This window comes from Jiangella mangrovi, assembly GCF_014204975.1.
In the GTDB taxonomy this organism is placed as follows: Bacteria; Actinomycetota; Actinomycetes; order Jiangellales; family Jiangellaceae; genus Jiangella; species Jiangella mangrovi.
This window is the reverse complement of record NZ_JACHMM010000001.1, coordinates 2,851,429-2,877,580: the sequence shown is the minus strand read 5'-3', so window position 1 is coordinate 2,877,580 and position 26,152 is coordinate 2,851,429. Positions and strand designations below refer to the sequence as shown.

32 protein-coding genes are annotated in these 26,152 nt (G+C 68.5%); 2 read left to right on the top strand and 30 right to left on the bottom strand.

Annotation, left to right across the window (positions count from 1 at the left end; all coding sequences use genetic code 11):
- Window positions 1-9 precede the first annotated feature (9 nt).
- The 28 genes from HD601_RS13530 to HD601_RS13395 form a co-directional block, all read right to left on the bottom strand.
- Entirely contained in the window at window positions 10-591 is a 582-nt protein-coding gene (locus HD601_RS13530; RefSeq protein WP_343076411.1) for an adenylate kinase, read from the bottom strand.
- Window positions 588-1,892, bottom strand: a complete 1,305-nt coding sequence (secY, locus tag HD601_RS13525; RefSeq protein ID WP_184822626.1) for a preprotein translocase subunit SecY — start codon at window positions 1,890-1,892, stop codon at window positions 588-590. Before secY ends, HD601_RS13530 begins: the two co-directional genes overlap by 4 nt.
- Window positions 1,893-2,061: 169 nt before the next feature.
- Window positions 2,062-2,511, bottom strand: coding sequence for a 50S ribosomal protein L15 (rplO, locus tag HD601_RS13520; protein WP_184822625.1), 450 nt, complete (start codon window positions 2,509-2,511; stop codon window positions 2,062-2,064).
- Between the two features lie 3 nt (window positions 2,512-2,514).
- Complete coding sequence (rpmD, locus tag HD601_RS13515; RefSeq protein ID WP_184822623.1) at window positions 2,515-2,697, bottom strand: 50S ribosomal protein L30; 183 nt, start codon at window positions 2,695-2,697, stop codon at window positions 2,515-2,517.
- Window positions 2,694-3,314 carry a 30S ribosomal protein S5 gene (gene rpsE / locus HD601_RS13510; RefSeq protein WP_184822621.1) on the bottom strand — a complete coding sequence of 207 codons (621 nt, stop codon included), beginning with the start codon at window positions 3,312-3,314 and terminating at the stop codon, window positions 2,694-2,696. Before rpsE ends, rpmD begins: the two co-directional genes overlap by 4 nt.
- Before the next feature lie 36 nt (window positions 3,315-3,350).
- A complete protein-coding gene (gene rplR, locus HD601_RS13505; protein ID WP_184822619.1) occupies window positions 3,351-3,734 on the bottom strand; it encodes a 50S ribosomal protein L18 in 384 nt (127 codons plus the stop codon).
- A gap of 3 nt (window positions 3,735-3,737) precedes the next feature.
- A complete protein-coding gene (gene rplF / locus HD601_RS13500) occupies window positions 3,738-4,277 on the bottom strand; it encodes a 50S ribosomal protein L6 (protein ID WP_184822617.1) in 540 nt (179 codons plus the stop codon).
- Between the two features lie 20 nt (window positions 4,278-4,297).
- Complete coding sequence (gene rpsH, locus HD601_RS13495; protein WP_184822615.1) at window positions 4,298-4,705, bottom strand: 30S ribosomal protein S8; 408 nt, start codon at window positions 4,703-4,705, stop codon at window positions 4,298-4,300.
- Between the two features lie 77 nt (window positions 4,706-4,782).
- The gene (locus HD601_RS13490) at window positions 4,783-4,968 is read right to left on the bottom strand and encodes a type Z 30S ribosomal protein S14 (protein WP_069110671.1); all 186 of its coding nucleotides are present in this window, start codon (window positions 4,966-4,968) and stop codon (window positions 4,783-4,785) included.
- 1 nt (window position 4,969) lies between these two features.
- A complete protein-coding gene (gene rplE / locus HD601_RS13485) occupies window positions 4,970-5,539 on the bottom strand; it encodes a 50S ribosomal protein L5 (RefSeq protein WP_184822613.1) in 570 nt (189 codons plus the stop codon).
- Window positions 5,539-5,883 carry a 50S ribosomal protein L24 gene (gene rplX, locus HD601_RS13480; RefSeq protein ID WP_343076410.1) on the bottom strand — a complete coding sequence of 115 codons (345 nt, stop codon included), beginning with the start codon at window positions 5,881-5,883 and terminating at the stop codon, window positions 5,539-5,541. The genes rplE and rplX overlap by 1 nt, the downstream gene beginning before the upstream one ends.
- A complete protein-coding gene (gene rplN, locus HD601_RS13475; protein WP_046772624.1) occupies window positions 5,880-6,248 on the bottom strand; it encodes a 50S ribosomal protein L14 in 369 nt (122 codons plus the stop codon). The genes rplX and rplN overlap by 4 nt, the downstream gene beginning before the upstream one ends.
- Window positions 6,249-6,255: 7 nt before the next feature.
- On the bottom strand, window positions 6,256-6,573 hold the full coding sequence (gene rpsQ / locus HD601_RS33085) for a 30S ribosomal protein S17 (RefSeq protein ID WP_184822609.1): 318 nt from the start codon (window positions 6,571-6,573) through the stop codon (window positions 6,256-6,258).
- Window positions 6,570-6,995, bottom strand: coding sequence for a 50S ribosomal protein L29 (gene rpmC / locus HD601_RS35675; RefSeq protein ID WP_184822607.1), 426 nt, complete (start codon window positions 6,993-6,995; stop codon window positions 6,570-6,572). Before rpmC ends, rpsQ begins: the two co-directional genes overlap by 4 nt.
- Complete coding sequence (gene rplP / locus HD601_RS13460; protein ID WP_184822605.1) at window positions 6,995-7,414, bottom strand: 50S ribosomal protein L16; 420 nt, start codon at window positions 7,412-7,414, stop codon at window positions 6,995-6,997. Before rplP ends, rpmC begins: the two co-directional genes overlap by 1 nt.
- A gap of 4 nt (window positions 7,415-7,418) precedes the next feature.
- On the bottom strand, window positions 7,419-8,282 hold the full coding sequence (rpsC, locus tag HD601_RS13455; protein ID WP_184822604.1) for a 30S ribosomal protein S3: 864 nt from the start codon (window positions 8,280-8,282) through the stop codon (window positions 7,419-7,421).
- Window positions 8,282-8,647, bottom strand: coding sequence for a 50S ribosomal protein L22 (rplV, locus tag HD601_RS13450; RefSeq protein WP_184822602.1), 366 nt, complete (start codon window positions 8,645-8,647; stop codon window positions 8,282-8,284). Before rplV ends, rpsC begins: the two co-directional genes overlap by 1 nt.
- A 30-nt stretch (window positions 8,648-8,677) precedes the next feature.
- Entirely contained in the window at window positions 8,678-8,959 is a 282-nt protein-coding gene (gene rpsS, locus HD601_RS13445; protein ID WP_046772620.1) for a 30S ribosomal protein S19, read from the bottom strand.
- Window positions 8,960-8,976: 17 nt separating this feature from the next.
- Entirely contained in the window at window positions 8,977-9,813 is an 837-nt protein-coding gene (rplB, locus tag HD601_RS13440) for a 50S ribosomal protein L2 (protein WP_046772619.1), read from the bottom strand.
- Between the two features lie 35 nt (window positions 9,814-9,848).
- Window positions 9,849-10,154, bottom strand: coding sequence for a 50S ribosomal protein L23 (rplW, locus tag HD601_RS13435; protein WP_069110679.1), 306 nt, complete (start codon window positions 10,152-10,154; stop codon window positions 9,849-9,851).
- The gene (rplD, locus tag HD601_RS13430) at window positions 10,151-10,804 is read right to left on the bottom strand and encodes a 50S ribosomal protein L4 (RefSeq protein WP_184822600.1); all 654 of its coding nucleotides are present in this window, start codon (window positions 10,802-10,804) and stop codon (window positions 10,151-10,153) included. The genes rplW and rplD overlap by 4 nt, the downstream gene beginning before the upstream one ends.
- Entirely contained in the window at window positions 10,801-11,475 is a 675-nt protein-coding gene (gene rplC / locus HD601_RS13425; RefSeq protein WP_184822598.1) for a 50S ribosomal protein L3, read from the bottom strand. Before rplC ends, rplD begins: the two co-directional genes overlap by 4 nt.
- A 13-nt stretch (window positions 11,476-11,488) precedes the next feature.
- Window positions 11,489-11,797, bottom strand: coding sequence for a 30S ribosomal protein S10 (rpsJ, locus tag HD601_RS13420; RefSeq protein WP_026877498.1), 309 nt, complete (start codon window positions 11,795-11,797; stop codon window positions 11,489-11,491).
- A 323-nt stretch (window positions 11,798-12,120) separates the two neighbouring features.
- Complete coding sequence (gene tuf, locus HD601_RS13415; protein ID WP_184822596.1) at window positions 12,121-13,317, bottom strand: elongation factor Tu; 1,197 nt, start codon at window positions 13,315-13,317, stop codon at window positions 12,121-12,123.
- Window positions 13,318-13,435: 118 nt separating this feature from the next.
- The gene (gene fusA, locus HD601_RS13410; protein ID WP_184822594.1) at window positions 13,436-15,541 is read right to left on the bottom strand and encodes an elongation factor G; all 2,106 of its coding nucleotides are present in this window, start codon (window positions 15,539-15,541) and stop codon (window positions 13,436-13,438) included.
- Between the two features lie 48 nt (window positions 15,542-15,589).
- The gene (gene rpsG, locus HD601_RS13405; protein WP_092614269.1) at window positions 15,590-16,060 is read right to left on the bottom strand and encodes a 30S ribosomal protein S7; all 471 of its coding nucleotides are present in this window, start codon (window positions 16,058-16,060) and stop codon (window positions 15,590-15,592) included.
- Window positions 16,060-16,434: a 30S ribosomal protein S12 gene (gene rpsL, locus HD601_RS13400; protein WP_026877502.1), complete on the bottom strand. Its 375-nt coding sequence runs from the start codon at window positions 16,432-16,434 to the stop codon at window positions 16,060-16,062. Before rpsL ends, rpsG begins: the two co-directional genes overlap by 1 nt.
- A 385-nt stretch (window positions 16,435-16,819) precedes the next feature.
- Window positions 16,820-17,539 (bottom strand): hypothetical protein, encoded by a 720-nt coding sequence (locus tag HD601_RS13395; protein ID WP_184822592.1) that lies wholly within the window; start codon window positions 17,537-17,539, stop codon window positions 16,820-16,822.
- A gap of 58 nt (window positions 17,540-17,597) precedes the next feature.
- On the opposite strand from HD601_RS13395, the gene HD601_RS13390 reads away from it, so the two are divergent.
- Entirely contained in the window at window positions 17,598-18,437 is an 840-nt protein-coding gene (locus tag HD601_RS13390; RefSeq protein ID WP_184822590.1) for an ADP-ribosyltransferase domain-containing protein, read from the top strand.
- Complete coding sequence (locus HD601_RS13385; RefSeq protein ID WP_184822588.1) at window positions 18,404-18,574, top strand: hypothetical protein; 171 nt, start codon at window positions 18,404-18,406, stop codon at window positions 18,572-18,574. The genes HD601_RS13390 and HD601_RS13385 overlap by 34 nt, the downstream gene beginning before the upstream one ends.
- Before the next feature lie 58 nt (window positions 18,575-18,632).
- Here HD601_RS13385 and HD601_RS13380 read toward each other — a convergent pair whose 3' ends face one another.
- Together HD601_RS13380 and rpoB are read right to left on the bottom strand one after the other, a co-directional pair.
- On the bottom strand, window positions 18,633-22,544 hold the full coding sequence (locus tag HD601_RS13380) for a DNA-directed RNA polymerase subunit beta' (RefSeq protein WP_184822585.1): 3,912 nt from the start codon (window positions 22,542-22,544) through the stop codon (window positions 18,633-18,635).
- A gap of 88 nt (window positions 22,545-22,632) precedes the next feature.
- Window positions 22,633-26,103 carry a DNA-directed RNA polymerase subunit beta gene (rpoB, locus tag HD601_RS13375; protein ID WP_184829815.1) on the bottom strand — a complete coding sequence of 1,157 codons (3,471 nt, stop codon included), beginning with the start codon at window positions 26,101-26,103 and terminating at the stop codon, window positions 22,633-22,635.
- Window positions 26,104-26,152 lie beyond the last annotated feature (49 nt).

Genomic DNA, 26,152 nt, shown 5'->3' with positions numbered 1-26,152 from the left:
ACGACGGGGTCAGTGCGGCTGCGGCGGCTGCTCGATCGCCTCGGCCACCCGGCGCTGGACGTCGTCGACGCTGCCGAGGCCGTCGACCTCGAAGACCAGGCCACGGTCGCGGTAGACGGCGATCAGCGGCGCCGTCTGCTCGAGGTAGAGCTCCTGCCGGCTCCGGATGGTCTCGGGGGTGTCGTCCTCGCGACCTTCCTTGATGGCCCGCTCGTGCAGCCGCTTGACGACCTCGTCGACGTCGACGTTGAGGACGATGACGTGGTCGAGCTCGCTCCCCTGCTCGGCCAGCACCTTGTCGAGGAACTCGACCTGGGCGAGCGTGCGCGGGTAGCCGTCGAGCAGGAAGCCGTCGGCGACGTCGGACTGCGAGAGGCGGTCGCGGACGACCTCGTTGGTCAGCTCGTCCGGCACGTAACGCCCGGAGTCGAGGATGTCCTTCACCTGACGGCCGAGGTCGGTCTCATTGGCGATGTTGGACCGGAAGATGTCGCCCGTCGAGATGGCCGGCACCGCGAAGCGCTTGGCCACCAGCTCGGCCTGTGTGCCCTTGCCCGCGCCCGGCGGGCCCATGATGAGCAGTCGCGTCACCGCAGGAACCCCTCGTAGTTGCGCTGCTGCAGCTGGCTCTCGATCTGCTGCACGGTCTGCAGACCGACACCCACCATGATGAGGATCGACGTGCCGCCGAACATGTTGTTGAACGACTGCCCGCCGTCGGCGGGGTTCAGCACGTTGAACGCCAGGAGTGGCAGCAGTGCCACGAGAGCCAGGTAGATGGCGCCGGCCGAGGTGATGCGGTTGAGCACGTAGGCGAGGTACTCCTCGGTGGCCCGGCCGGCACGGATGCCCGGCACGAAGCCGCCGTAGCGCTTCATGTTGTCGGAGATGTCCTTCGGGTTGAACGTGATGGACACGTAGAAGAACGCGAACCCGACGATGAGCAGGAAGTACGCCGCGATGTAGGCGGGGTGGTTGCCGCGGGTGAAGTTGTCCTGGATCCACAGCGCCCAGCTGGACGTCTGGTTGAACTGTGCCGCCAGCAGCGGGATGTACAGCAGCGACGAGGCGAAGATGACCGGGATGACGCCCGCCTGGTTGATCTTCAGGGGGATGTACGTGGCCGAGCCGCCGTACATGCGCCTGCCGACCATGCGCTTGGCGTACTGGACGGGGATGCGCCGCTGTGCCTGTTCGACGAAGACGATGAGCGCGACGACGATGAGCGCGACCACGACGACCAGGCCGAAGACGCCCCAGCCGCGGCTGGTCTGGATGCTCCAGAACATGCTCGGCACGCTGGCCACGATCTGCGTGAAGATCAGCAGCGACATGCCGTTGCCGACGCCGCGGTCGGTGATGAGCTCGCCCAGCCACATGACCAGACCGGTGCCGGCGGTCATCACGATGATCATGATGGCGGCGGTGGTGAGCGAGTCGTCCTGCAGGACCTCTTCGGGGCAGTTCGGGAAGAACTGCCCGCGGCGGGCGAGCGTGACGATGGTCGTCGCCTGCAGCAGCGCCAGGCCGATGGTGAGGTAGCGGGTGTACTGCGTGATCTGTGCCTGCCCCGACGCGCCCTCCTTGCGGAGTGCCTCGATGCGAGGGATGACCACCGTCAGCAGCTGCAGGATGATGCTGGCGGTGATGTACGGGATGATGCCGAGCGCGAAGACCGCGAGCTGCAGCATCGCGCCACCGGAGAACAGGTTGAGCATCCCGTAGATGCCCTCGTTGCCCGCGAGGTCCACACAGGTGCGTACCGCCGGCACGTCGACGCCGGGTGTGGGCAGCACCGAGCCGACGCGGAAGATCGCGATGATGCCCAGCGTGAACAACAACTTCTGGCGCAGGTCAGGTGTACGGAACGCCTGCGCGAACACTCTGAGCACTTCAGGGCCTCCTGCGGGGCCGACGGCGGAGACGACGGGGTCGTGGCCGACGCGGTGGTACGGACGGAACAGACGGTAACACCGCCGGGTCCGAACGACCGAAAGCGCCTGTCGTCCGTAAGACGGCAGGACGCTCTCGGAACCGTTCGTACACGCCGGTGCGGGGCGCCTACACCTCGGTGGCGGTGCCCCCAGCAGCGGTGATCTTCTCCTTGGCGCTGGTCGAGAACGCGTTGGCGTTCACTCGCAGCGCAACGGAGATCTCACCGGTGCCCAGAACCTTGACCGGCTTGCCGGCTCGCACGGCGCCCTTGGTGACGAGGTCGTCGACGGTGACGTCCCCACCCTCCGGGTACAGCGCCGCCAGCTTGTCCAGGTTCACGACCTGGAACTCGACGCGGAACGGGTTCTTGAACCCCTTCAGCTTCGGCAGGCGCATGTGCAGCGGCATCTGCCCACCCTCGAAGCGGGCCGGCACCTGGTAGCGGGCCTTCGTGCCCTTGGTGCCGCGACCCGCGGTCTTGCCCTTCGACGCCTCACCGCGACCCACACGGGTCTTCGGGGTCTTGGCGCCGGGGGCCGGCCGCAGGTGGTGCGGCTTCAGCGGCGAGTTGCTCATGCCTCAGACCTCCTCGACGGTGACCAGGTGCGCCACCGTCTTGACCATGCCCCGGATCTCGGGGCGGTCGTCCTTGATGACCTCGTGTCCGATCCGCTTCAGGCCGAGCGAGCGCAGGGTGTTGCGCTGGGACGACGTCCCGCCGATCGGGCTCTTGACCTGACGGACCTTCAGCTGCCCGCTCATGCGGACGCTCCCGCGGCCTGGGCGCGCAGCAGCGCGGCCGGGGCGACGTCCTCGAGCGGCAGGCCGCGGCGCGCCGCCACCTGCTCCGGACGCTCGAGCGAGCGCAGCGCCTCCACCGTGGCGTGCACGATGTTGATGGCGTTGGACGAGCCGAGCGACTTGCTCAGGACGTCGTGGACGCCCGCGGCCTCCAGGACGGCGCGCACCGGGCCACCGGCGATGACGCCGGTACCGGGCGACGCCGGGCGAAGCAGCACGACGCCGGCGGCCTTCTCACCCTGGACGGGGTGGGGGATGGTCCCCTGGATCCGCGGCACCTTGAAGAACTGCTTCTTGGCCTCCTCGACACCCTTGGCGATGGCCGAGGGCACCTCCTTGGCCTTGCCGTAGCCGACGCCCACGGTGCCCTCGCCGTCGCCGACGACGACCAGAGCGGTGAAGCTGAAGCGACGGCCACCCTGCACGACCTTGGCGACGCGGTTGATGGCGACCACGGTCTCGATGTAGTTGGTCTTGTCCGCACCGCCGTCGCCGCGACGATTGTCGCGATCGCGACGGTCACGACGATCGCGGCGCTCGCCACCGGCACCGCCACCGCGGCGCTGGGGTTCAGCCATGATGTCCCTCTATCCTTCTCGAGATTGTGATCGCTGTCAGAGCGTCAGGCCGCCCTCGCGGGCGCCCTCCGCCACCGCGGCCACACGGCCGTGGTACTGGTTGCCGCCACGGTCGAAGACCACGGCCTCGACGCCGGCCGCCTTGGCCCGGTCGGCGAGGAGCTCGCCCACCCGGCGCGCCTTGGCGGTCTTGTCGCCGTCGAGCGTGCGCAGGTCGGCCTCCATGCTGGTGGCCGAGGCCAGGGTGCGGCCGGTGGCGTCGTCGACGACCTGGGCCACCATGTGCCGCAGCGACCGGGTGACGACCAGGCGCGGCCGCTCGGCCGTGCCCGTGACCTTCTTCCGGACCCGCAGGTGCCGGCGGTCGCGGGCCACCCGCTTGTCGCCCTTCTTGATGTGGCGATTGATCGCGATGCCCATGTGTTACTTCCCAGCCTTTCCGACCTTGCGCCGGACGCGCTCGCCCTCGTAGCGCACGCCCTTGCCCTTGTACGGCTCGGGCTTGCGGATCTTGCGGATGTTCGCCGCGATCTCGCCGACCTTCTGCTTGTCGATGCCCTGCACCGAGAACTTGGTCGGGGACTCGACGGCGAACGTGATGCCCTCGGGCGGCTCGATGACGACCGGGTGGCTGAAGCCGAGGGCGAACTCGAGGTTCTGGCCCTTGGCGGTGACGCGGTAGCCGACGCCGACGATCTCGAGCTTCTTCACGTAGCCCTCGGTGACGCCGGTGACCATGTTGGACACCAGCGTGCGGGTGAGGCCGTGCAGCGCCTTGCTCTCACGCTCGTCGTCGGGACGCAGGACCTGCAGAGTGCCGTCCTCGCCCTGCTCGACGCCGATGACCTCGGGCAGCGTGTGGTTCAGCGTGCCCTTGGGGCCCGTGACCGTGAGCGCGCGGCCGGAGATGTCGACCTTGACGCCCGAGGGAACGGGGATCGGGAGCTTGCCGATACGCGACATGAGTGTCCGCTCCTTTCCCGTTACCAGACGTAGGCGAGGACTTCCCCGCCCACACCCTGCTTGGATGCCGCCTGGCCCGTGAGCAGGCCCTGCGACGTGGAGATGATGGCGATGCCCAGCCCGCCGAGCACGCGCGGCATGTTGGTGGCCTTCGCGTAGACCCGCAGACCCGGCTTGCTGACGCGGCGGATGCCGGCGATCGAGCGCTCGCGGGACGGGCCGTACTTCAGGGTGAGCTCGAGCGACTTGCCCACGGCACCCTCAGCCGGCTCCTGCACGGAGAAACCCGCGATGTAGCCCTGCTGCTTGAGGATCTCGGCGATGTGCACCTTGATCTTGCTGTGCGGCATCGCCACGGTGTCGTGGTGGGCCGTGTTGGCGTTGCGCAGACGGGTGAGCATGTCTGCGATCGGGTCGGTCATGGTCATGTGTGGTTGCCGCTTTCCCGTCGTGGTTTCCGCTGGGCGGACCTGTGACGATCAGATGGGTCGGGCTGCTGGGTCACTTACCAGCTGGACTTGGTCACGCCCGGCAGCTCGCCGCGGTGCGCCATCTCGCGAAGGCACACACGGCACAGCCCGAACTTGCGGTACACCGAGTGCGGACGACCGCACTTCTGGCACCGGGTGTACGCGCGCACCGCGAACTTGGGCTTGCGCGCAGCCTTGATGACAAGAGCCTTCTTCGCCACGTCAGTTCTCCTTGAACGGGAAACCGAGCAGCTTGAGCAGCGCCCGACCCTGGTCGTCGTTGGTCGCGGTCGTGACGACCGTGATGTCCATGCCGCGGACCCGGTCGATCCTGTCCTGGTCGATCTCGTGGAACATCGACTGCTCGTTCAGGCCGAAGGTGTAGTTCCCGTTGCCGTCGAACTGCTTGCCCGACAGGCCGCGGAAGTCCCGGATGCGGGGCAGCGCGATGGTCACCAGGCGGTCCAGGAACTCCCACATGCGGTCGCCACGCAGCGTGGCGTGCGCACCGATGGGCATGCCCTCGCGCAGCTTGAACTGCGCGATGGACTTGCGCGCCTTGGTGACCGACGGCCGCTGACCGGTGATGGCCGCGAGGTCGGCGACGGCGCCCTCGATGAGCTTCGCGTCGCGGGCGGCCTCGCCGACACCCATGTTGACGACGACCTTGGTGACGGTCGGCACCTGCATGACGTTCGCGATCTGGAACTGCTCGCGCAGCGCCGCGATGATCTCCTCGCGGTAGCGCTGCTTGAGCCGCGGCAGCGCACGGGTCTCAGTGGTGGTGGTCATCAGATGTCCTCACCGGTGCGCTTCGCGAACCGGACCTTGTTGCCGTTGTCGTCGATGCGGTACCCGACGCGGGTCCCGACCGTCTTCTTCTTGCCGTCCACGTCCGCCTCGACGGCGATCTGCACGTTCGAGACGTGGATCGGCGCTTCCTGGTGCACGATCCCGCCGGACTGCTGCGTACCGCGGGCGGTCTGGGTCGGCTTCGTGTGCTTGGTGATGCGGTTGACGCCCTCGACGAGGACACGATCCTGGCGCGGGTAGGCCGCGATGACCTTGCCCACCAGGCCCTTGTCCTTGCCGGCGATGACGACGACCTTGTCACCCTTCTTGATCTTCATGTTCACAACACCTCCGGGGCGAGCGAGATGATGCGCATGAAGCGCTTGTCTCGCAGCTCGCGGCCGACGGGCCCGAAGATACGGGTACCCCGCGGGTCGCCACCGTCCCTGATGATCACAGCCGCGTTCTCGTCGAAGCGGATGTAGGAGCCGTCCGGACGGCGGCGCTCCTTGACGGTCCGCACGACCACGGCCTTGACGACGTCACCCTTCTTGACCGCGCCGCCGGGGATGGCGTCCTTGACGGTGGCCACGATGACATCACCGATGCCGGCGTATCGCCGACCGGAGCCACCGAGAACACGGATGCACAAGAGCTCCTTGGCACCGGTGTTGTCGGCGACGCGCAGTCGCGACTCCTGCTGAATCATCTCGCTCCTACTTCGCCTTCTCGATGATCTCCACGACGCGCCAGCGCTTCGTGGCCGACAGCGGACGGGTCTCCATGAGCAGGACGCGGTCGCCGATGCCGGCGGTGTTCTGCTCGTCGTGGGCCTTCAGCTTGCTCGACCGACGGACGACCTTGCCGTAGAGCGGGTGCTTGAAGCGGTCCTCGACGGTGACGACGACGGTCTTGTCCATCTTGTCGCTGACCACCACGCCCTGGCGGGTCTTGCGGTAGCCACGGCCGCCCGGGGCACTCCCGGCGGTCTTCGGGCTCTCGGTCACGTTCTCTTCCTTGTTCGCGGGGCTCACTCGGCACCGTCCTCAGCAGAAGCGGCGGCCTTCTTGGTCGTCCGCTTGCGCGGCGCGGCCTTCTTCGGCGCCTCGGCGTCGTCGTCGGCCTTGACCTCGGCCTTGGCTGCGGTCTTCTTCGCCGCGGCCTTCTTCGGCTCGGCCTTGGCCTCAGCCTTCTCGGCCTTCACCGCCGCCTTCGTCGACTCGGCCGGCGCCACGACGGCGACGATGCCGAGCTCGCGCTCTCGCATGATCGTGTAGATGCGCGCGATGTCGCGACGGACGGCCTTCAGCCGGCCGTGGCTCTCGAGCTGGCCGGTGGCACCCTGGAACCGCAGGTTGAACAGCGACTCCTTGGCCTTCTGCAGCTCCTCGACCAGCTCGTCGTCCGAGCGGTCGCGCAGCGACACGGCGTCGAGGTTCTTCGAACCGATCGCCATCAGAATTCACCTGCCTCGCGCTTGATGATGCGCGCCTTCATGGGGAGCTTGTGGATCGCACGGGTCAGCGCCTCGCGAGCCACCGTCTCGTTCGGGAACGAGAGCTCGAACATGACGCGGCCCGGCTTGACGTTCGCGATCCACCACTCCGGCGAACCCTTGCCGGAACCCATGCGGGTCTCGGCCGGCTTCTTCGTCAGCGGACGGTCCGGGTAGATGTTGATCCACACCTTGCCGCCACGACGGATGTGCCGGGTGATGGCGATACGAGCGGCCTCGATCTGGCGGTTGGTCACGTAGTGGCCCTCGACCGCCTGGATGCCGTACTCACCGAAGGCGAGCGACGTGCCGCCCTTGGCCATGCCGCGACGCTTCGGGTGGTGCTGCTTGCGGTGCTTGACCTTGCGAGGGATCAGCATGGTCTCAGCCCTCCTGGCCCGTCGTGGTCGCGGCGTCCGCGGCCGGCGCCTGGGGCGCGGTCGACTCGGCCGGAGCAGCCTGGGTGGCGGGCGCGTTGTCGCGGTCGCCGCGGCCACCCGGCCGACGACGCTCGGGACGGCCGCCGCGGCGGTCGTCGCGGCCGCCGCCGCCACGCTGCTGCTGAGCGCGGGCCTGCGCGGCCTGCTCAGCGGCGCGCTCGGCGCGGGAGCCGCTCACGTCACCCTTGTAGATCCACACCTTCACGCCGATGCGGCCGAAGGTGGTGCGGGCCTCGTAGAAGCCGTAGTCGACGTCGGCGCGCAGCGTGTGCAGCGGAACCCGGCCCTCGCGGTAGAACTCCGAGCGGCTCATCTCGGCGCCGCCGAGACGGCCCGAGCACTGGATCCGGACACCCTTGGCACCGGCACGCATGGTGGTCTGCAGCGCCTTGCGCATCGCGCGGCGGAACGCCACACGAGCCGAGAGCTGCTCGGCCACGCCCTGCGCGACCAGCTGAGCGTCGATCTCGGGCTGCTTCACCTCGAGGACGTTCATCTGGACCTGCTTGCCCGTGAGCTTCTCGAGCTCCGAGCGCAGGCGGTCCGCGCCCACGCCGCGGCGGCCGATGACGATGCCCGGCCGGGCGGTGTGGATGTCGACGCGCACACGGTCACGGGTGCGCTCGATGTCGACGTGCGAGATGCCGGCGCGCTCCATGCCGTCCGTCATCAGCTTGCGGATGGCGACGTCCTCGGCGATGTAGTCGCGATAGCGCTGACCCTGCGTCGTGCTGTCGGCGAACCACCGGCTCTTGTGGTCGGTGGAGATGCCCAGCCGGAACCCGTGCGGGTTGATCTTCTGACCCACTAGCGGGCCCCTCCCTTCGATGCAGCGATCGACGCCTTGTCGTCGACGATCACCGTGATGTGGCACGTCCGCTTGTTGATGCGGCTCGCGCGGCCATGGGCGCGCGGGCGGAACCGCTTCATGGTCGGGCCGTCATCGACGTACGCCTGCGCGATGACCAGCGTCTCGCGCGGCGTGCCGGCGAGGTCGTCGGCGTTCGCGATGGCGCTCTCGATCACCTTGCGCACCGGCTCGGCGGCCGCCTGCGGGGCGAACCGCAGCAGCGCCGAGGCCTCGTCCGCGTCCATTCCACGGATCAGGTCCACCACGCGGCGCGCCTTCATGGGCGTGACGCGGACGAACCGCGCCTGAGCCCTGGCTTCCATGGTTACTCCTCTGTCACTTCGTGGTGGACGTCACCGGCGCCGGGCGCGGCGGTCGTCCTTCTCGTGGCCCTTGAACGTGCGCGTCGGGGCGAACTCGCCGAGCTTGTGCCCGACCATCGCCTCGGTCACGAACACCGGGACGTGCTTGCGGCCGTCGTGCACCGCGATGGTGTGGCCGATCATGTCCGGCACGATCATCGAGCGACGGGACCAGGTCTTGATGACGTTCTTGGTGCCCTTCTCGTTCTGAGCATCGACCTTCTTGGCCAGGTGCTCGTCGACGAAGGGGCCCTTCTTCAGGCTGCGCGGCATCTGTTCCTACTCCCGACTCAGCGCTTCTTGCCGGTCTTGCGACGGCGGACGATCTGACGGTCGCTGGGCTTGTTCTTCCGGCGGGTGCGCCCCTCGGGACGACCGTTCGGGTTGACCGGGTGACGACCACCGGAGGTCTTGCCCTCGCCACCACCGTGCGGGTGGTCGACCGGGTTCATGGCGACACCGCGGACCGTCGGACGCTTGCCCTTCCAGCGCATGCGGCCGGCCTTGCCCCAGTTGATGTTCGACTGCTCGGCGTTGCCGACCTCGCCGACGGTGGCGCGGCAGCGCACGTCGACGTTGCGGATCTCGCCGGACGGCATGCGCAGCTGCGCCCAGGTGCCCTCCTTGGCCACCAGCTGCACGCTGGCGCCCGCGGAGCGGGCGATCTTGGCGCCGCCGCCGGGCCGCAGCTCGATGGCGTGGACGACCGTACCGACCGGGATGTTGCGCAGCGGCAGGTTGTTGCCGGGCTTGATGTCGGCACCGGGGCCGGCCTCGACCGTCGCACCCTGGGCCAGGCGGTACGGCGCCAGGATGTAGCGCTTCTCGCCGTCGGCGTAGTGCAGCAGCGCGATGCGCGACGTGCGGTTCGGGTCGTACTCGATGTGCGCGACCTTCGCGGGCACGCCGTCCTTGTCGGCCCGGCGGAAGTCGACGACCCGGTACTGGCGCTTGTGGCCGCCGCCCTGGTGGCGCGTCGTGATCTTGCCGGAGTTGTTACGGCCGCCCTTCTTGGGCAGCGGCCGCACCAGCGACTTCTCGGGCGTGGACCGGGTGACCTCGACGAAGTCGGCGACGCTGGAGCCGCGTCGGCCCGGCGTCGTCGGCTTGTACTTACGGATTCCCATTCGTCGTTACCTCAGTAGCTCGTGTCCTGGCCGGCTCAGCCGACCGGGCCGGAGAAGATGTCGATGCGCTGGCCTTCGGCGACCGTCACGATCGCGCGCTTGGTGTCGGGGCGCTTGCCCACGCCGAAGCGGGTGCGGCGGCGCTTGCCCTGGCGGTTCTGGGTGTTGACACCGGTGACCTTGACGTTGAACACCTTCTCGACCGCGATCTTGATCTCGGTCTTGTTCGCGTCGGGCGCGACGACGAAGGTGTACTTGTTCTCGTCGAGAAGGCTGTAGCTCTTCTCGGACACGACCGGCACGATGAGGATGTCGCGCGGGTCCCTGCGGTTGACGGTCACTTGGTGTCCTCCTCAGCGGCCGCCGTGCTGCCAGCGCCGAGGAACGCGTCGAGCGCGCCCTTGGTGAAGACGATGTCGTCGGCGCAGAGCACGTCGTAGGTGTTCAGCTGGTCGGCCACGAGCAGGTGCACCTGCGGCGCGTTGCGCAGGCTCTTCAGCGTCAGCTCGTCGCCGCGCTCGACCACGACCAGCACGCTGCGCCGCTCGGTGAGCGACTGCAGGGTCTTCAGCGCGGTCTTGGTGCTGGGGGCGTCGCCGTCGACGAAGCCGGTGACCACGTGCACGCGGCCGTGGCTCGCCCGGTCGGACAGCGCGCCACGCAGCGCGGCGGCCTTCATCTTCTTGGGCGTCCGCTGCGAGTAGTCGCGCGGCTGCGGGCCGTGCACGATGCCACCGCCGGTGAACTGCGGCGCACGGATCGAGCCCTGGCGGGCGCGGCCGGTGCCCTTCTGGCGGTACGGCTTGGAGCCACCGCCGGAGACGTCGGCGCGGGTCTTCGTGGCGTGCGTGCCCTGGCGGGCCGCGGCCAGCTGGGCCACCACGACCTGGTGGATCAGCGGGACGTTGACCTGGACCTCGAAGATCTCGGCGGGCAGGTCGACGGTGCCGGACTTCTTGCCGGCGGCGTCGAGAACCGTCACGGTGCTCACTTGATGGCTCCCTTCGCGGCCGTGCGGATGAAGACCAGCGCGCCGTTGGGGCCGGGGACGGCGCCCTTGAGGAGCAGCAGGCCGTTCTCGGCGTCGACGGCCTGGACCTCGATGTTCTGGGTGGTCATGCGCTCGCCGCCCATGCGGCCGGCCATCTTCATGCCCTTGAACACGCGACCCGGGGTGGCGCAGCCGCCGATGGAGCCCGGCGAGCGGTGCTTGCGCTGCACACCGTGCGACGCGCGCAGGCCGTGGAAGCCGTGGCGCTTCATGACACCGGCGAAGCCCTTGCCCTTGGTGGTGCCCGTGACGTCGACGTCCTGGCCGGCCTCGAACAGCTCCACCGTCAGCTCCTGGCCGAGGGTGTACTCGGAGGCGTCGGCGGTGCGCAGCTCGGCGACGTACTTGCGCGGCGTGACGCCGGCGCGGTCGAAGTGACCCTGGGCCGGCTTGGTGACCTTGCGCAGGTTCGGCGCGCCGAACCCGAGCTGGACCGCGTCGTAGCCGTCCTTCTCGGGCGTGCGGACCTGCGTGACGACGCACGGCCCGGCCTTGATGACGGTGACGGGCACGATGCGGTTGTTCTCGTCCCACACCTGGGTCATGCCGAGCTTCTCGCCCAGCAGGCCCTTGCGCACCGTGGTGGCGGCCTCGGAAGACTGAATACTCATCGTCGGCGGTCCCTCAGAGCTTGATCTCGATGTCGACGCCGGCCGGCAGGTCGAGACGCATGAGCGAGTCGACGGTCTTCGGCGTGGGGTCGATGATGTCGATGAGCCGCTTGTGCGTACGCATCTCGAAGTGCTCGCGGCTGTCCTTGTACTTGTGCGGCGACCGGATGACGCAGTACACGTTCTTCTCGGTAGGCAGCGGCACCGGGCCTGCGACCTGCGCACCCGTGCGCGTCACCGTGTCGACGATCTTGCGCGCCGACGTGTCGATGACCTCGTGGTCATAGGCCTTGAGCCGGATGCGGATCTTCTGTCCCGCCATGGCTGCTTGTCGTCCTCACTCTTCGTACTGCTAAGACCCGATCTGAACCAACACTGAGCTGCTGCTTCGCCGACCCCCGCGGTCGGGCGTGTCGCGCCTTGCGGCACACCATGCCGCAACGAACACGCTGGTCATCGGGGTGTCACGGCCGAACCAGCCACGCCTGAGGGCGTGGGGCCAGCCCCATCGGAGTTCTTCGTCGTGAGCGCACAGCGCTGACGTCGCCCTCCGCCGAGCAACCTGAACAGTATGCCAGATCAGATTGGCTGAGGCCAATCGCGGTACGAGGGGCGGCCGAGACGGCCGCCCCTCGCAATGTCGAACTACTTGAGGATCTTGGTGACGTTGCCGGCACCAACGGTCCGGCCACCCTCGCGGATGGCGAACTTCAGGCCCTCTTCCATGGCCACCGGCTGGATCAGCACGACGGACATGCTCGTGTTGTCGCCCGGCATGACCATCTCGGTGCCCTCGGGCAGCGTGACGACGCCGGTGACGTCCGTGGTCCGGAAGTAGAACTGCGGACGGTAGTTGTTGAAGAACGGCGTGTGCCGGCCACCCTCGTCCTTGGACAGGATGTAGACCTGCGCCTCGAAGTCGGTGTGGGGCGTGTTGCTGCCGGGCTTCACGGCGACCATGCCGCGCTCGACGTCCTCGCGCTTGGTGCCGCGGAGGAGCAGGCCGACGTTCTCACCGGCGCGCGCCTCGTCGAGGGTCTTGCGGAACATCTCGACGGCGGTGACGGTGGTCTTCTGGGCCGGGCCGGGACGGATGCCGACGAGCTCGACCTCCTCGTTGGCCTTCAGCACACCGCGCTCGACGCGGCCGGTGACGACCGTGCCACGACCGGTGATGGTGAAGACGTCCTCGATCGGCATGAGGAAGGGCTTCTCGATGTCGCGCACCGGGTCCGGCACGTTCTCGTCGACGGCCTCCATGAGGTCCTCGACCGTCTTGACCCACGCCGCGTCGCCCTCGAGCGCCTTGAGCGCCGATACCTTGACGACCGGGACGTCGTCGCCCGGGAACTCGTACTCGGAGAGCAGCTCGCGCACCTCGAGCTCGACCAGCTCGAGGATCTCCTCGTCGTCGACCATGTCGGCCTTGTTCAGCGCGACCAGGATGTACGGCACGCCGACCTGGCGGGCCAGCAGCACGTGCTCCTTGGTCTGCGGCATCGGGCCGTCGGTGGCCGCGACCACCAGGATGGCGCCGTCCATCTGCGCCGCACCGGTGATCATGTTCTTGATGTAGTCGGCGTGACCCGGAGCGTCGACGTGCGCGTAGTGACGCTTGTCGGTCTGGTACTCGACGTGCGCGATGTTGATCGTGATACCGCGCTGCTTCTCCTCCGGCGCCTTGTCGATGTCGTCGAACGGAGTGGCCTCGTTCAGCTCCGGGTACTTGTCGTGCAGCACCTTGGTGATGGCAGCCGTGAGCGTGGTCTTGCCGTGGTCGACGTGACCGATGGTGCCGATGTTGACGTGCGGCTTGGTCCGCTCGAACTTCGCCTTAGCCACTGTGGGGTCCTCCTGTGGACTTCGTACGTTGCCGATCCCCCGCCGGTGCGGTGTGTTCGGCTAGCTGTTCTGGTCGGGATTGCTCGTGTGTTTCAGGCCGGGTGAAGACCCGGAGAGATTACTCTCCCCGGACCTTCTTGATGATCTCTTCCGCGACGTTCCGAGGAACCTCGGCGTAAGAGTCGAACTGCATCGAATAACTCGCCCGGCCCTGGGTCTTGCTGCGGAGGTCACCGACGTAGCCGAACATCTCCGACAGCGGGACCAGCGCCTTGACGATGCGCTGGCCGGCACGCTCCTCCATGGCCTGGATCTGGCCACGGCGGGAGTTGAGGTCGCCGATGACCTCGCCCATGTAGTCCTCGGGCGTGGACACCTCGACCTCGAAAATCGGCTCGAGCAGCACCGGGTCGGCGCGCCGAGCAGCTTCTTTGAACGCCATGGAACCGGCGATCTTGAAGGCCAGCTCCGAGGAGTCGACCTCGTGGTACGCACCGTCCTGCAGCGTCACCTTGACGTCGACCAGCGGGTAGCCGGCGACGACACCGAACTCCATGGCCTCCTGCGCACCCGCGTCGACCGACGGGATGTACTCGCGCGGGATGCGACCGCCGGTGACCGAGTTCACGAACTCGTAGCCGCCGTCGCCCTCGCCACCCGTCGGCTCGATGTCGATGATGACGCGAGCGAACTGGCCGGAGCCACCGGTCTGCTTCTTGTGCGTGTACTCGACCTTCTCGACCTTGCGGCGGATGGTCTCGCGGTAGGCGACCTGCGGCTTGCCGACGTTCGCCTCGACCTTGAACTCCCGCTTCATGCGGTCGACCAGGATCTCGAGGTGGAGCTCGCCCATGCCCGAGATGATCGTCTGGCCGGTGTCGTCGTCGGTGCGGACCTGGAAGGTCGGGTCCTCGTCGGCGAGACGCTGGATCGCGGTGCCCAGCTTCTCCTGGTCGCTCTTGGTCTTCGGCTCGATGGCCACCGAGATGACCGGCGCCGGGAACTTCATCGACTCGAGGATGACCGGCTGGCCGGAGTCGGACAGCGTGTCGCCCGTCGTGGTGTTCTTCAGCCCCATGACGGCGACGATCTGGCCGGCGCCGGCCTTCTCGATCTCCTCACGCTTGTTCGCGTGCATCCGGTAGATCTTGCCGATGCGCTCCTTGTTGCCCTTGGTGCTGTTCAGCACCATGGTGCCCGTCGTGAGCGTGCCGGAGTAGACCCGGACGAACGTGAGCTTGCCGAGGTGCGGGTCGGCCATGATCTTGAACGCCAGCGACGACAGCGGCGCGTCCTCTTCGGGCTCGCGCGTGAGGATCTCGTCCTCGTTGTCGACCGCGTGGCCCTCGACCGCGCCGACGTCGACCGGCGACGGCAGGTAGCGCACGACGGCGTCGAGCATGGGCTGCACGCCCTTGTTCTTGAACGCCGAGCCGGTGAGCACGGGGGTGAGGTTTCCCGCGATGGTGGCGCGGCGGATCGCGGCGATGAGCTCGTCGCGGCCCGGCTCCTTGCCCTCGAGGTACAGCTCCATCATCGCCTCGTCGTTCTCGGCGAGGGTCTCGAGCAGGCGGTCGCGCCATTCCTGGGCGGCCTCGGTGTGGGTGTCCGGGATGTCGACGGTGTCGTACATCTCGCCCAGCGGCGTCTCGGCCGACCAGACCAGGGCCTTCATGTCGACGAGGTCGACGAGGCCGCGGAAGTCCGCCTCGGCGCCGATCGGGAGCTGCAGCACCAGCGGGGTCGCCTTCAGCCGCGTCACGATCATGTCGACGCAGCGGTGGAACTCGGCACCGGTGCGGTCGAGCTTGTTGACGAAGCAGATGCGCGGGACACCGTACTTGTTGGCCTGGTGCCAGACGGTCTCCGACTGCGGCTCCACGCCGGCGACGCCGTCGAACACGGCCACCGCACCGTCGAGGACGCGCAGCGACCGCTCGACCTCGACCGTGAAGTCGACGTGGCCGGGCGTGTCGATGATGTTGATGGTGTGGCCGTCCCACTCGGCGGTGGTCGCCGCCGACGTGATGGTGATGCCGCGTTCCTGCTCCTGCTCCATCCAGTCCATGGTGGCTGCGCCATCGTGGACCTCACCGATCTTGTAGTTGATACCGGTGTAGTACAGGATCCGCTCGGTGGTGGTCGTCTTGCCGGCGTCGATGTGGGCCATGATGCCGATGTTGCGGACCTTGGCCAGATCGAGCTTGCGGAGGTCGGTCGCCATGTGCGTGCGTTCGCTTCCTTATAGCGGTCTCGTCGACTCGGCCTGCGACTACCAGCGGTAGTGCGCGAACGCCTTGTTCGACTCGGCCATCTTGTGGGTGTCCTCGCGACGCTTCACGCTGGCACCGAGGCCGTTGGAGGCGTCGAGGATCTCGTTCATCAGACGCTCCGTCATGGTCTTCTCACGACGGGCGCGGGAGTAGCTGACCAGCCAGCGCAGGGCCAGCGTGGTGCTGCGGCCGGCGCGCACCTCGATGGGCACCTGGTAGGTCGCTCCACCGACGCGGCGGCTGCGGACCTCGAGGGTCGGCTTGACGTTGTCGAGCGCGCGCTTCAGCGTGACGACGGGGTCGGTGCCGGTCTTCTCGCGGCAGCCCTCGAGGGCGCCGTGGACGATGCCCTCGGCGATCGACTTCTTGCCGTCCTCGAGCACCTTGTTGACCAGCTGGGTGACCAGCGGCGACCCGTAGACGGGGTCGACGACGACCGGTCGCTTGGGTGCAGGACCCTTGCGCGGCATCAGCTCTTCTCCTTCTTCGCGCCGTAGCGGCTGCGCGCCTGCTTACGGTTCTTGACGCCCTGGGTGTCGAGCGAGCCACGGATGATCTTGTACCGGACGCCCGGGAGGTCCTTCACACGGCCGCCGCGCACGAGCACCATCGAGTGCTCCTGCAGGTTGTGGCCGACACCGGGGATGTACGCGGTGACCTCGATCTGGCTGGTCAGCTTGACACGGGCGACCTTGCGAAGAGCCGAGTTCGGCTTCTTCGGCGTCGTGGTGTACACACGCGTGCACACGCCGCGACGCTGCGGGCTGCCCTTGAGCGCCGGGGTCTTGTTCTTGGCGACCTTGTCCTGGCGGCCCTTGCGGACCAACTGCTGGATCGTAGGCACTACGTCTCCGTGTCCTCTGCTTCGTCGAACTGCCTCGACTGGTCTGGTTTCCGGGGATCACACCGCTCGCTCCCCTGGCGTCTGCGCAGGTCGCGGGTGCCTTACGGCGACCCCCGCGGTCGGGCGTGTCGGCCCGGCCCCACGCCGCACGATCAGGCTCCCGATCGGTGTGGTCGGTAGATCCGTCCGGTATGCGCTGGCTTCAACCGCCGGGCGCGCCGGATTGCCCGGAGCAGTCCAGGCACGGAGATTGAGGTTACCCGGAAGAGGGTACCCAGGTCAAAGTGGATGCCGCTGCTCGACGGGAGAGGTCCGCCGACCATAACGCACCGGTCACGCGCACGTCACGCCTCCACGCCGCGCCGCCCGCCAGGAGTCACCGCGGTCAGCAGCGGTAGCCGCCGTCGGCCAGTCCGGCCTCGCGTTCCAGCGGGTGCTCGCACGGCTTGCGGGGGTCGTGCCGGATGACGTACTCCCAGATGAACCGCGTGTAGCCGAAGCGCGCCCACTGCTCGGAGTGCACCCGCTCGTGGCGCAGCAGCCGGGCCAGGCTCGGCGCGCCGGACCCGGGCGGCCGGCGGCCGGACTCCACCGTCGTCCGCAGCACGCCGGCGGGGTCGGGATGCGAGCCGTTGACGACGTAGATCTCGCCCCAGGTGGTGCCGCCGCGGGCGGTGAACCAGTCGACGGGGTTCGGCACGGCTCGCACGGCCTTGGGCCCGGCGACCGCCATCATCGTGCCCTCGGGCGTGGCCACCAAGGCGCCGCGCTTCACGGCGGTGCCGGCGTCGCCCGCGTTGAGCCCGAACAGCCCGGAGTACGACCACCGGTTGCGGTCGCGGCGTGCGTCCGTGACGCTCGGCCGGCCGCCGTTGAGGAGCTCGGTCAGCCGGGCCAGCTCGCGGGCCTTCCGGGCGTCGTCGACCCGCACGTACGGCCGGCCGTCGGGGTCGCGCCAGATCGTCCGTCCGGCGAGCGGCCGGAACGTCTCTGCGGTGACACCCTCCTCGCGCGCGCGGTCGGGCACCTGGTCCGGGGTGAGTCCGGACGCCAGTGTCCACCGCACCCACTCCTGGTACAGCTCGTCCAGCTCGGTGCTCGACACGGGCGTCAATCTAGCGGGCGCTGTCACATTCGGGGCGCGGGAACCACCCATAGGAAGTGTGGTCCTTTCCTCCTCCGCGCGACCGGTACGGACCGCCGCCCGCGGGCTGGCGGAGCTGTCCGGTCCGGTTCACGACGGCGCCGGCGCGCTCGCCGCGGCGGTGCTGTCCCGCGTCGACGGCGTGGCCCGCGCCGCCGGCCCGGCGCTGTCACCGTCGCGCCACCACGCCCTTCGCTCGGCCGCCGCCGCCATGGCGCACACCCTCGCCACCACCGCCGAGACCCTCACCCTGGCCCTCGACTCGACCATCGACGAGCTGGGCACCCTCCTCCAGCCGGAGCGGGCGGGGCCGGCGTCCCCGGACCCCCACCCCGACCAGGTTCAGCCGCTCACCGCGGCCCAGATCCGAGCGCTGCACTTCTACACGACGGTCGAAGGGGTCGAAGAGATCAACCGGCACCTGCGCAGGCCCCAGCAGACCCCCGCGGAGCGGCGCGACGACCTGCAGCGCCTGGTCGACGACGCCGTCGCCGGGCTGGCGGCGCTGCCGCGGTTCGACGGCGTCTCCTTCCGCGGCACGACGCTGCCGGCGGCCGACCTCCCCCGCTGGCGGCCGGGCGCCGTCGTCGCCGACCGGGGGTTCGCCAGCTCGTCGGCCAGCGCGCCGGTGGCCGAGGCATTCCGGCGCGGCGGGAACGCGTTCCTCACCATCGCCGGGCGCACGGGCGCCGACATCCGGTCGCTGTCGTTCTTCGCGCACGAGGCGGAGGTCCTGTTCGCGCCCGGCACACGGTTCCGGGTGGTCGGGCGGTCGTGGGACCATCGGCGCGAGTGCTGGAGCTTCCAGCTCGAGGAGGTGGTCCCGTGCGTTTCGACCGCGACACCTACGACGGCCTGACCGACGAGCAGAAGGACCTCTACCTGCAGGCGGTCCGCGACGCGCAGCAGGACGTCGATCCGCCCACGGGCGAGATCGCGCCCGAGAAGGGCGACGGCCACGAGGGCTTCGAGGTCGTCGACGACGACCGGGAATGACGACGGCGCCGCCACCCGCGAGGGGTGACGGCGCCGTCGTTCGGTGACGTCCGGTTCGTCAGTTGTACGAGCCGAAGTCGTAGTCCTCGAGGCGCACGGCCTCGCCGGACCCCTGGCCGAACTCGTAGTCGGAGTAGTCGGCGCCGTAGTCGACCATGGAGTACATGGCGGCCTTGGCCTCCTCGGTCGGCTCGACCCGCAGGTTGCGGTAGCGGGGCAGGCCCGTACCGGCCGGGATCAGCTTGCCGAGGATGACGTTCTCCTTCAGGCCGATCAGCGGGTCGGACTTGGCGTTGATGGCCGCCTCCGTGAGCACCCGCGTGGTCTCCTGGAACGACGCCGCCGACAGCCACGAGTCCGTGGCCAGCGACGCCTTGGTGATGCCCATCAGCTGCGGGCGACCCGACGCCGGCTGGCCGCTCTCGGCCACCGCACGACGGTTCTCCTCCTCGAACCGCGACCGCTCGACCAGCTCGCCGGGGAGCAGGTCGGTGGTGCCGCTCTCGAGCACCGTGATCCGGCGCAGCATCTGCCGCACGATGATCTCGATGTGCTTGTCGTGGATGGAGACACCCTGCGACCGGTAGACCTCCTGGACCTGGTCGGTCAGGAAGACCTGGACCGCCCGCTGGCCCTGGACCCGCAGCACGTCGTGCGGGTCGGCCGTACCGGAGTGCAGCAGCTCGCCGACCTCGACGTGGTCGGCGTCCTGGACACGCCACTGGGCGATGCCGGGAGCGCGCCGGTTGGTCCACTCGAACACACGCCGCGACAGCGGGAACGACTGCTCCTCGCCGCCGTCGTCGGGGACGATGACCGCGTGGGCGCCCTTGGCGTCCTCTTCGATGCGGACCCGGCCGGCGGTCTCCGCGAGCGGAGCCTTGCCCTTCGGGGCCCGCGCCTCGAAGAGCTCGACCACACGCGGCAGACCGTGCGTGATGTCCTCGCCGGCGACACCGCCGGTGTGGAACGTCCGCATGGTCAGCTGGGTGCCGGGCTCACCGATGGACTGGGCGGCGATGATGCCGACCGCCTCGCCCACGTCGACGAGCTTGCCGGAGGCCAACGACCGGCCGTAGCACATGGCGCAGACGCCGGTCTTGCTCTCGCAGGTCAGGACGCTGCGGACACGGACGTTCTCCACACCCGCGGCCACCAGGCGGCCGATCTCGACGTCGCCGAGGTCGTCACCCGCCGACGCCACCTTGGTGCCGTCGGGCGACACGACGTCCTCGACCAGCGAGCGCGCGTAGACCGAGGTCTCGACGTGCTCGTCGGTGACGAGGCGCCCGTCGGCGCCGGCCGCGGCGATCGGCAGCAGCAGACCACGCTCGGTCCCGCAGTCGACCTCGCGGATGATGACGTCCTGGGAGACGTCGACCAGACGACGGGTCAGGTAACCGGAGTCGGCGGTCCGCAGCGCGGTGTCGGCCAGACCCTTCCGGGCGCCGTGCGTCGAGATGAAGAACTCGACGACGGACAGACCCTCGCGGAAGCTCGCCTTGATGGGCCGCGGGATGGTCTCACCCTTGGGGTTGGCGACCAGGCCGCGCATGCCCGCCAGCTGGCGGATCTGCATCCAGTTACCACGGGCACCGGAGGTGACCATGATGTTGATGGCGTTCTCGGAGGCGAACGACGCCCGCATGGCCTCGTCGACCGCGTTGGTCGCGTCGGTCCAGATGTCGATGAGCTCCTCGCGCCGCTCGCCGTCGGAGATGACGCCGCGGGCGAAGTTGCGCTCGACCTTCTCGGCCTTGGCCTCGAAGCCCTCGAGGATGTTGGCCTTGGTGGGCGGCGCCATGACGTCGTCGAACGAGACCGTGACACCGGACCGGGTGGCCCAGTGGAAGCCGATCTCCTTCAGCGCGTCGAGCGTGGCCGCCACCTGGATCTTCGGGTAGCGCTCGGCGAGGTCGTTGACGATGCTGCCGAGGCGCTTCTTGTCCACGACGGCGTCGACGAACGGGTAGTCGAGCGGCAGCGCCTCGTTGAACAGCGCCCGGCCCAGGGTCGTGCGCAGCGTCAGCGGCTGGCCCGCCTCCCAGTCCTCCGGCGTCTCGTAGCCGGCCGGCGGCACGACGTCGTTCACCCGCAGGGTGATCGGCGCCTGCAGCGACAGCTCACCGCGGTCGAACGCGGCGATGCCCTCGGCGATGGACGAGAACGCGCGGCCCTCGCCCGTCTGCTCCGGACGGTCGGAGGTGAGGAAGAAGATGCCCAGCACCATGTCCTGCGTCGGCATGGTGACCGGCCGGCCGTCGGCCGGCTTGAGGATGTTGTTGCTGGACAGCATCAGGACCCGGGCCTCGGCCTGGGCCTCGGCCGACAGCGGAAGGTGCACGGCCATCTGGTCGCCGTCGAAGTCGGCGTTGAACGCCGTGCAGACGAGCGGGTGGATCTGGATGGCCTTGCCCTCGATGAGCTGCGGCTCGAACGCCTGGATGCCGAGACGGTGCAGCGTCGGCGCCCGGTTCAGCAGGACCGGGTGCTCGGCGATGACCTCCTCGAGGACGTCCCAGACGACCGGGCGGGCGCGCTCGACCATGCGCTTCGCGCTCTTGATGTTCTGCGCGTGCGACAGGTCGACCAGACGCTTCATGACGAACGGCTTGAACAGCTCGATCGCCATGCCCTTCGGCAGGCCGCACTGGTGCAGCTTGAGCTGCGGGCCGACGACGATGACCGAACGGCCCGAGTAGTCGACGCGCTTGCCCAGCAGGTTCTGGCGGAACCGGCCCTGCTTGCCCTTGAGCATGTCGGAGATCGACTTCAGCGGGCGGTTGCCGGGACCCGTGACGGGACGGCCGCGGCGGCCGTTGTCGAACAGCGCGTCCACGGACTCCTGGAGCATCCGCTTCTCGTTGTTGACGATGATCTCGGGCGCGCCGAGGTCGAGCAGCCGCTTGAGGCGGTTGTTCCGGTTGATGACCCGGCGGTAGAGGTCGTTCAGGTCGCTGGTCGCGAACCGGCCACCGTCGAGCTGCACCATGGGGCGCAGGTCCGGCGGGATGACCGGGACGGCGTCGAGCACCATGCCGCGGGGGTCGTTCTTCGTCGTCAGGAACGGCGAGACGACCTTGAGCCGCTTCAGCGCACGGGTCTTCTTCTGGCCCTTGCCGGTGCGGATGAGGTCGCGCAGCTTCTCGGCCTCGGCCTCGAGGTCGAAGCCGTCGATGCGCTCCTTGATGGCCTGCGCGCCCATGCCGCCGCGGAAGTACTGACCGAAGCGGTCGCGCATCTCGCGGTAGAGCAGCTCGTCGCCCTCGAGGTCCTGGACCTTGAGGTTGCGGAAGCGGTCCCACACGGCGTTCAGGCGGTCGATCTCGGCCTCGGCGCGCTTGCGCAGCTGGCTCATCTCGCGCTCGGCCGACTCCTTGACCTTGCGGCGCGCGTCGCCCTTGGCACCCTCGGCCTCGAGCTCGGCGAGGTCGGCCTCGAGCTTCTTCGCCCGCGTCTCGATGTCGGCGTCGCGGCGCTGCTCGATCTGCTTGCGCTCGACGTCGATCTGGCCCTCGAGCGAGGAGAGGTCGCGGTGCCGCGCCTCCTCGTCGACCCAGGTGATCATGTAGGCGGCGAAGTAGATGACCTTCTCGAGGTCCTTCGGGGCGAGGTCGAGCAGGTAGCCCAGCCGCGACGGCACACCCTTGAAGTACCAGATGTGCGTGACGGGGGCGGCCAGCTCGATGTGGCCCATCCGCTCGCGGCGCACCTTGGCGCGCGTGACCTCGACGCCACAGCGCTCACAGATGATGCCCTTGAAGCGGACGCGCTTGTACTTGCCGCAGTAGCACTCCCAGTCGCGGGTGGGACCGAAGATCTTCTCGCAGAAGAGCCCGTCCTTCTCCGGCTTGAGGGTGCGGTAGTTGATGGTCTCAGGCTTCTTGACCTCACCGTGCGACCACTCGCGGATGTTGTCGGCGGTCGCGAGGCCGATGCGTAGCTCGTCGAAGAAATTGACGTCGAGCACGTGTGTCCTTCTCTCGCTCAGATGTTTCAGGTCTGTGGTGGCCGGCGGAAATGGGAGGCCGGCTCAGCGGACCGGCCTCCCACCACCGTCAGACCTCTTCGACGCTGCTCGGCTCGCGCCGGGACAGGTCGATTCCGAGTTCTTCAGCCGCGCGGAACACGTCCTCGTCGGTCTCGCGCATCTCGATCTGGGACCCGTCGCTGGAGAGGACCTCGACGTTGAGGCACAACGCCTGCATCTCCTTGAAGAGCACCTTGAACGACTCGGGGATACCGGACTCGGGGATGTTCTCGCCCTTGACGATGGCCTCGTAGACCTTGACCCGGCCCGGGACGTCGTCGGACTTGATGGTGAGCAGCTCCTGCAGCGCGTAGGCGGCGCCGTAGGCCTGGAGCGCCCAGACCTCCATCTCGCCGAAACGCTGGCCGCCGAACTGCGCCTTGCCACCCAGCGGCTGCTGCGTGACCATCGAGTACGGACCGGTCGACCGGGCGTGGATCTTGTCGTCGACGTGGTGGTTGAGCTTCAGGATGTACATGTAGCCCACCGCCACCGGCTTCGGGAACGGCTCACCGGACCGGCCGTCGTACAGCTGGGCCTTGCCGTCGCCACCCACCAGGCGGACGCCGTCGCGGGTCTTGAGCGTCGACCCGAGCAGGCCGGCGATCTCGTCCTCGCGCGCACCGTCGAAGACCGGCGTGGCGACCTTGGTGTCGGCCGGAGCCTCGCCGGCGCCGATGCCGCGCAGCCGCGTCTTCCACTCCTCGTCGTCGCCCTCGACCTCCCAGCCGGTCTTGGCCACCCACCCGAGGTGGGTCTCCATGACCTGGCCGAGGTTCATGCGGCTCGGGACGCCCAGCGGGTTCAGCACCATGTCGACCGGCGTGCCGTCCTCGAGGAACGGCATGTCCTCGACCGGCAGGATCTTGGAGATGACGCCCTTGTTGCCGTGACGGCCGGCGAGCTTGTCGCCGTCCTGGATCTTGCGCATCTGAGCGATGTAGACGCGGACCAGCTGGTTGACGCCCGGCGGGAGCTCGTCGCCCTCGTCGCGGTCGAACACCCGGACGCCGATGACCTTGCCGGACTCGCCGTGCGGCACCTTCAGCGAGGTGTCGCGGACCTCGCGCGCCTTCTCGCCGAAGATCGCGCGGAGCAGCCGCTCCTCGGGGGTCAGCTCGGTCTCGCCCTTGGGCGTGACCTTGCCGACGAGGATGTCGCCGTTGGTGACCTCGGCGCCGATGCGGATGATGCCGCGCTCGTCGAGGTCGGCCAGCACCTCGTCGGAGACGTTCGGGATGTCCCGCGTGATCTCCTCGGGGCCCAGCTTGGTGTCGCGGGCGTCGACCTCGTGCTCCTCGATCTTGATCGAGGTGAGGACGTCGTCCTGGATGAGCCGCTGCGAGATGACGATGGCGTCCTCGTAGTTGTGGCCCTCCCACGACATGAACGCGACCAGCATGTTCTTGCCCAGCGCCATCTCACCGAGCTCGGTGGACGGGCCGTCGGCGATGACCTGGCCGGCCAGGACCCGCTGGCCCTCGTCGACGATCGGCTTCTGGTTGATGCACGACCCGGCGTTGGACCGGCGGAACTTCGCCAGCTGGTACGTCTGGTACGTGCCGTCGTCGGCCATGACGGTGATGTAGTCGGCCGAGAGCTCGGTGACCACACCGTCCTTCTCGGCCAGGATGACGTCGCCGGCGTCCTCGGCCGCGTGCGACTCCATGCCGGTGCCGACCAGCGGCGACTCGGAACGGAGCAGCGGCACGGCCTGGCGCTGCATGTTGGAGCCCATGAGCGCGCGGTTGGCGTCGTCGTGCTCGAGGAACGGGATCATGGCGGTGGCGACGGACACCATCTGCCGCGGCGACACGTCCATGTAGTCGACCTGCTCGCCCGGGACGGTCTCGATCTCGCCGCCACGCTTGCGGACCAGCACCTTGTCCTCGGCGAAGCCGTTGTCCTCGGTCAGCTGCGCATTGGCCTGCGCGATGATGCTGCGGTCTTCCTCGTCAGCGCTGAGGTACTCGATCTCGTCGGTGACCCGCGAGTCGACGACCTTGCGGTACGGCGTCTCGATGAACCCGAACGCGTTGATGCGCCCGTAGGTGGCCAGCGAGCCGATGAGGCCGATGTTCGGGCCCTCAGGGGTCTCGATGGGGCACATGCGGCCGTAGTGCGACGGGTGGACGTCGCGGACCTCCATGCCGGCGCGCTCGCGGGACAGACCGCCCGGGCCCAGGGCCGAGAGGCGACGCTTGTGCGTCAGGCCGGCCAGCGGGTTGGTCTGGTCCATGAACTGCGACAGCTGCGAGGTGCCGAAGAACTCCTTGATCGCCGCCACGACGGGACGGATGTTGATCAGGGTCTGCGGCGTGATGGCCTCGACGTCCTGCGTGGTCATGCGCTCGCGGACGACGCGCTCCATGCGCGACAGACCGGTGCGGACCTGGTTCTGGATGAGCTCGCCGACGGTGCGCAGGCGGCGGTTGCCGAAGTGGTCGATGTCGTCGACCTCGACCGGGACCGTGAGGTCGCCGTTCGTCAGCTCCGTCTCGCTCGCGTGCAGCCGCACCAGGTAGCGCAGCGTGCCGATGATGTCGTCGATGGTCAGCGTGCTCTGGTCGAGCGGGAGGTCCAGGCCGAGCTTCTTGCCCAGCTTGTACCGGCCGACCTTGGCGAGGTCGTAGCGCTTCGGGTTGAAGTACGCGTTCTCGAGCAGCTGCTGCGCGGCCTCGCGCGTGGGCGGCTCGCCCGGGCGCATCTTGCGGTAGATGTCGAGCAGCGCCTCGTCCTGGGTGGTGGTGTGGTCCTTCTCCAGGGTGGCGCGCATCGACTCGTAGTCGCCGAACTCCTCGAGGATCTGCTCGTTGGTCCAGCCCATGGCCTTGAGCAGCACGGTGACGTTCTGCTTGCGCTTGCGGTCGAGACGCACGCCGACCATGTCGCGCTTGTCGATCTCGAACTCGAGCCACGCACCCCGCGACGGGATGACCTTGGCCGTGTAGATGTCCTTGTCAGAGGTCTTGTCGAGCGACCGCTCGAAGTAGACGCCCGGCGAGCGCACCAGCTGCGACACGACGACACGCTCGGTGCCGTTGACGATGAACGTCCCCTTGGGGGTCATGAGCGGGAAGTCGCCCATGAACACCGTCTGGGACTTGATCTCGCCGGTCTCGTTGTTGATGAACTCGGCGGTGACGAACAGCGGCGCGGAGTACGTGAAGTCGCGCATCTTGCACTCGTCGATGCTGTTCTTGGGGTCCTCGAAGCGAGGGTTCGAGAACGACAGCGACATGGTCGCCGAGAAGTCCTCGATGGGGCTGATCTCGTCGAGGATCTCCTGCAGACCCGACGTGGTGTTGACGTCGGTACGCCCCTCCGCCTCGGCGGCGGCGACACGCGCCTGCCAGCGCTCGTTGCCGAGCAACCAGTCGAAGCTGTCTATCTGAAGGGCGAGGAGGTTCGGAACGTCAAGAGGTTCGCGAATCTTGGCAAAGGAGATGCGACGCGAGACATTGGGGCCAGCAGTGGTGGTGGGCGTGACGGCCAACAGGGGTCCTTCCGAGGGCACACGGTCGGAATGCACGCGCGGTCCTCAACCC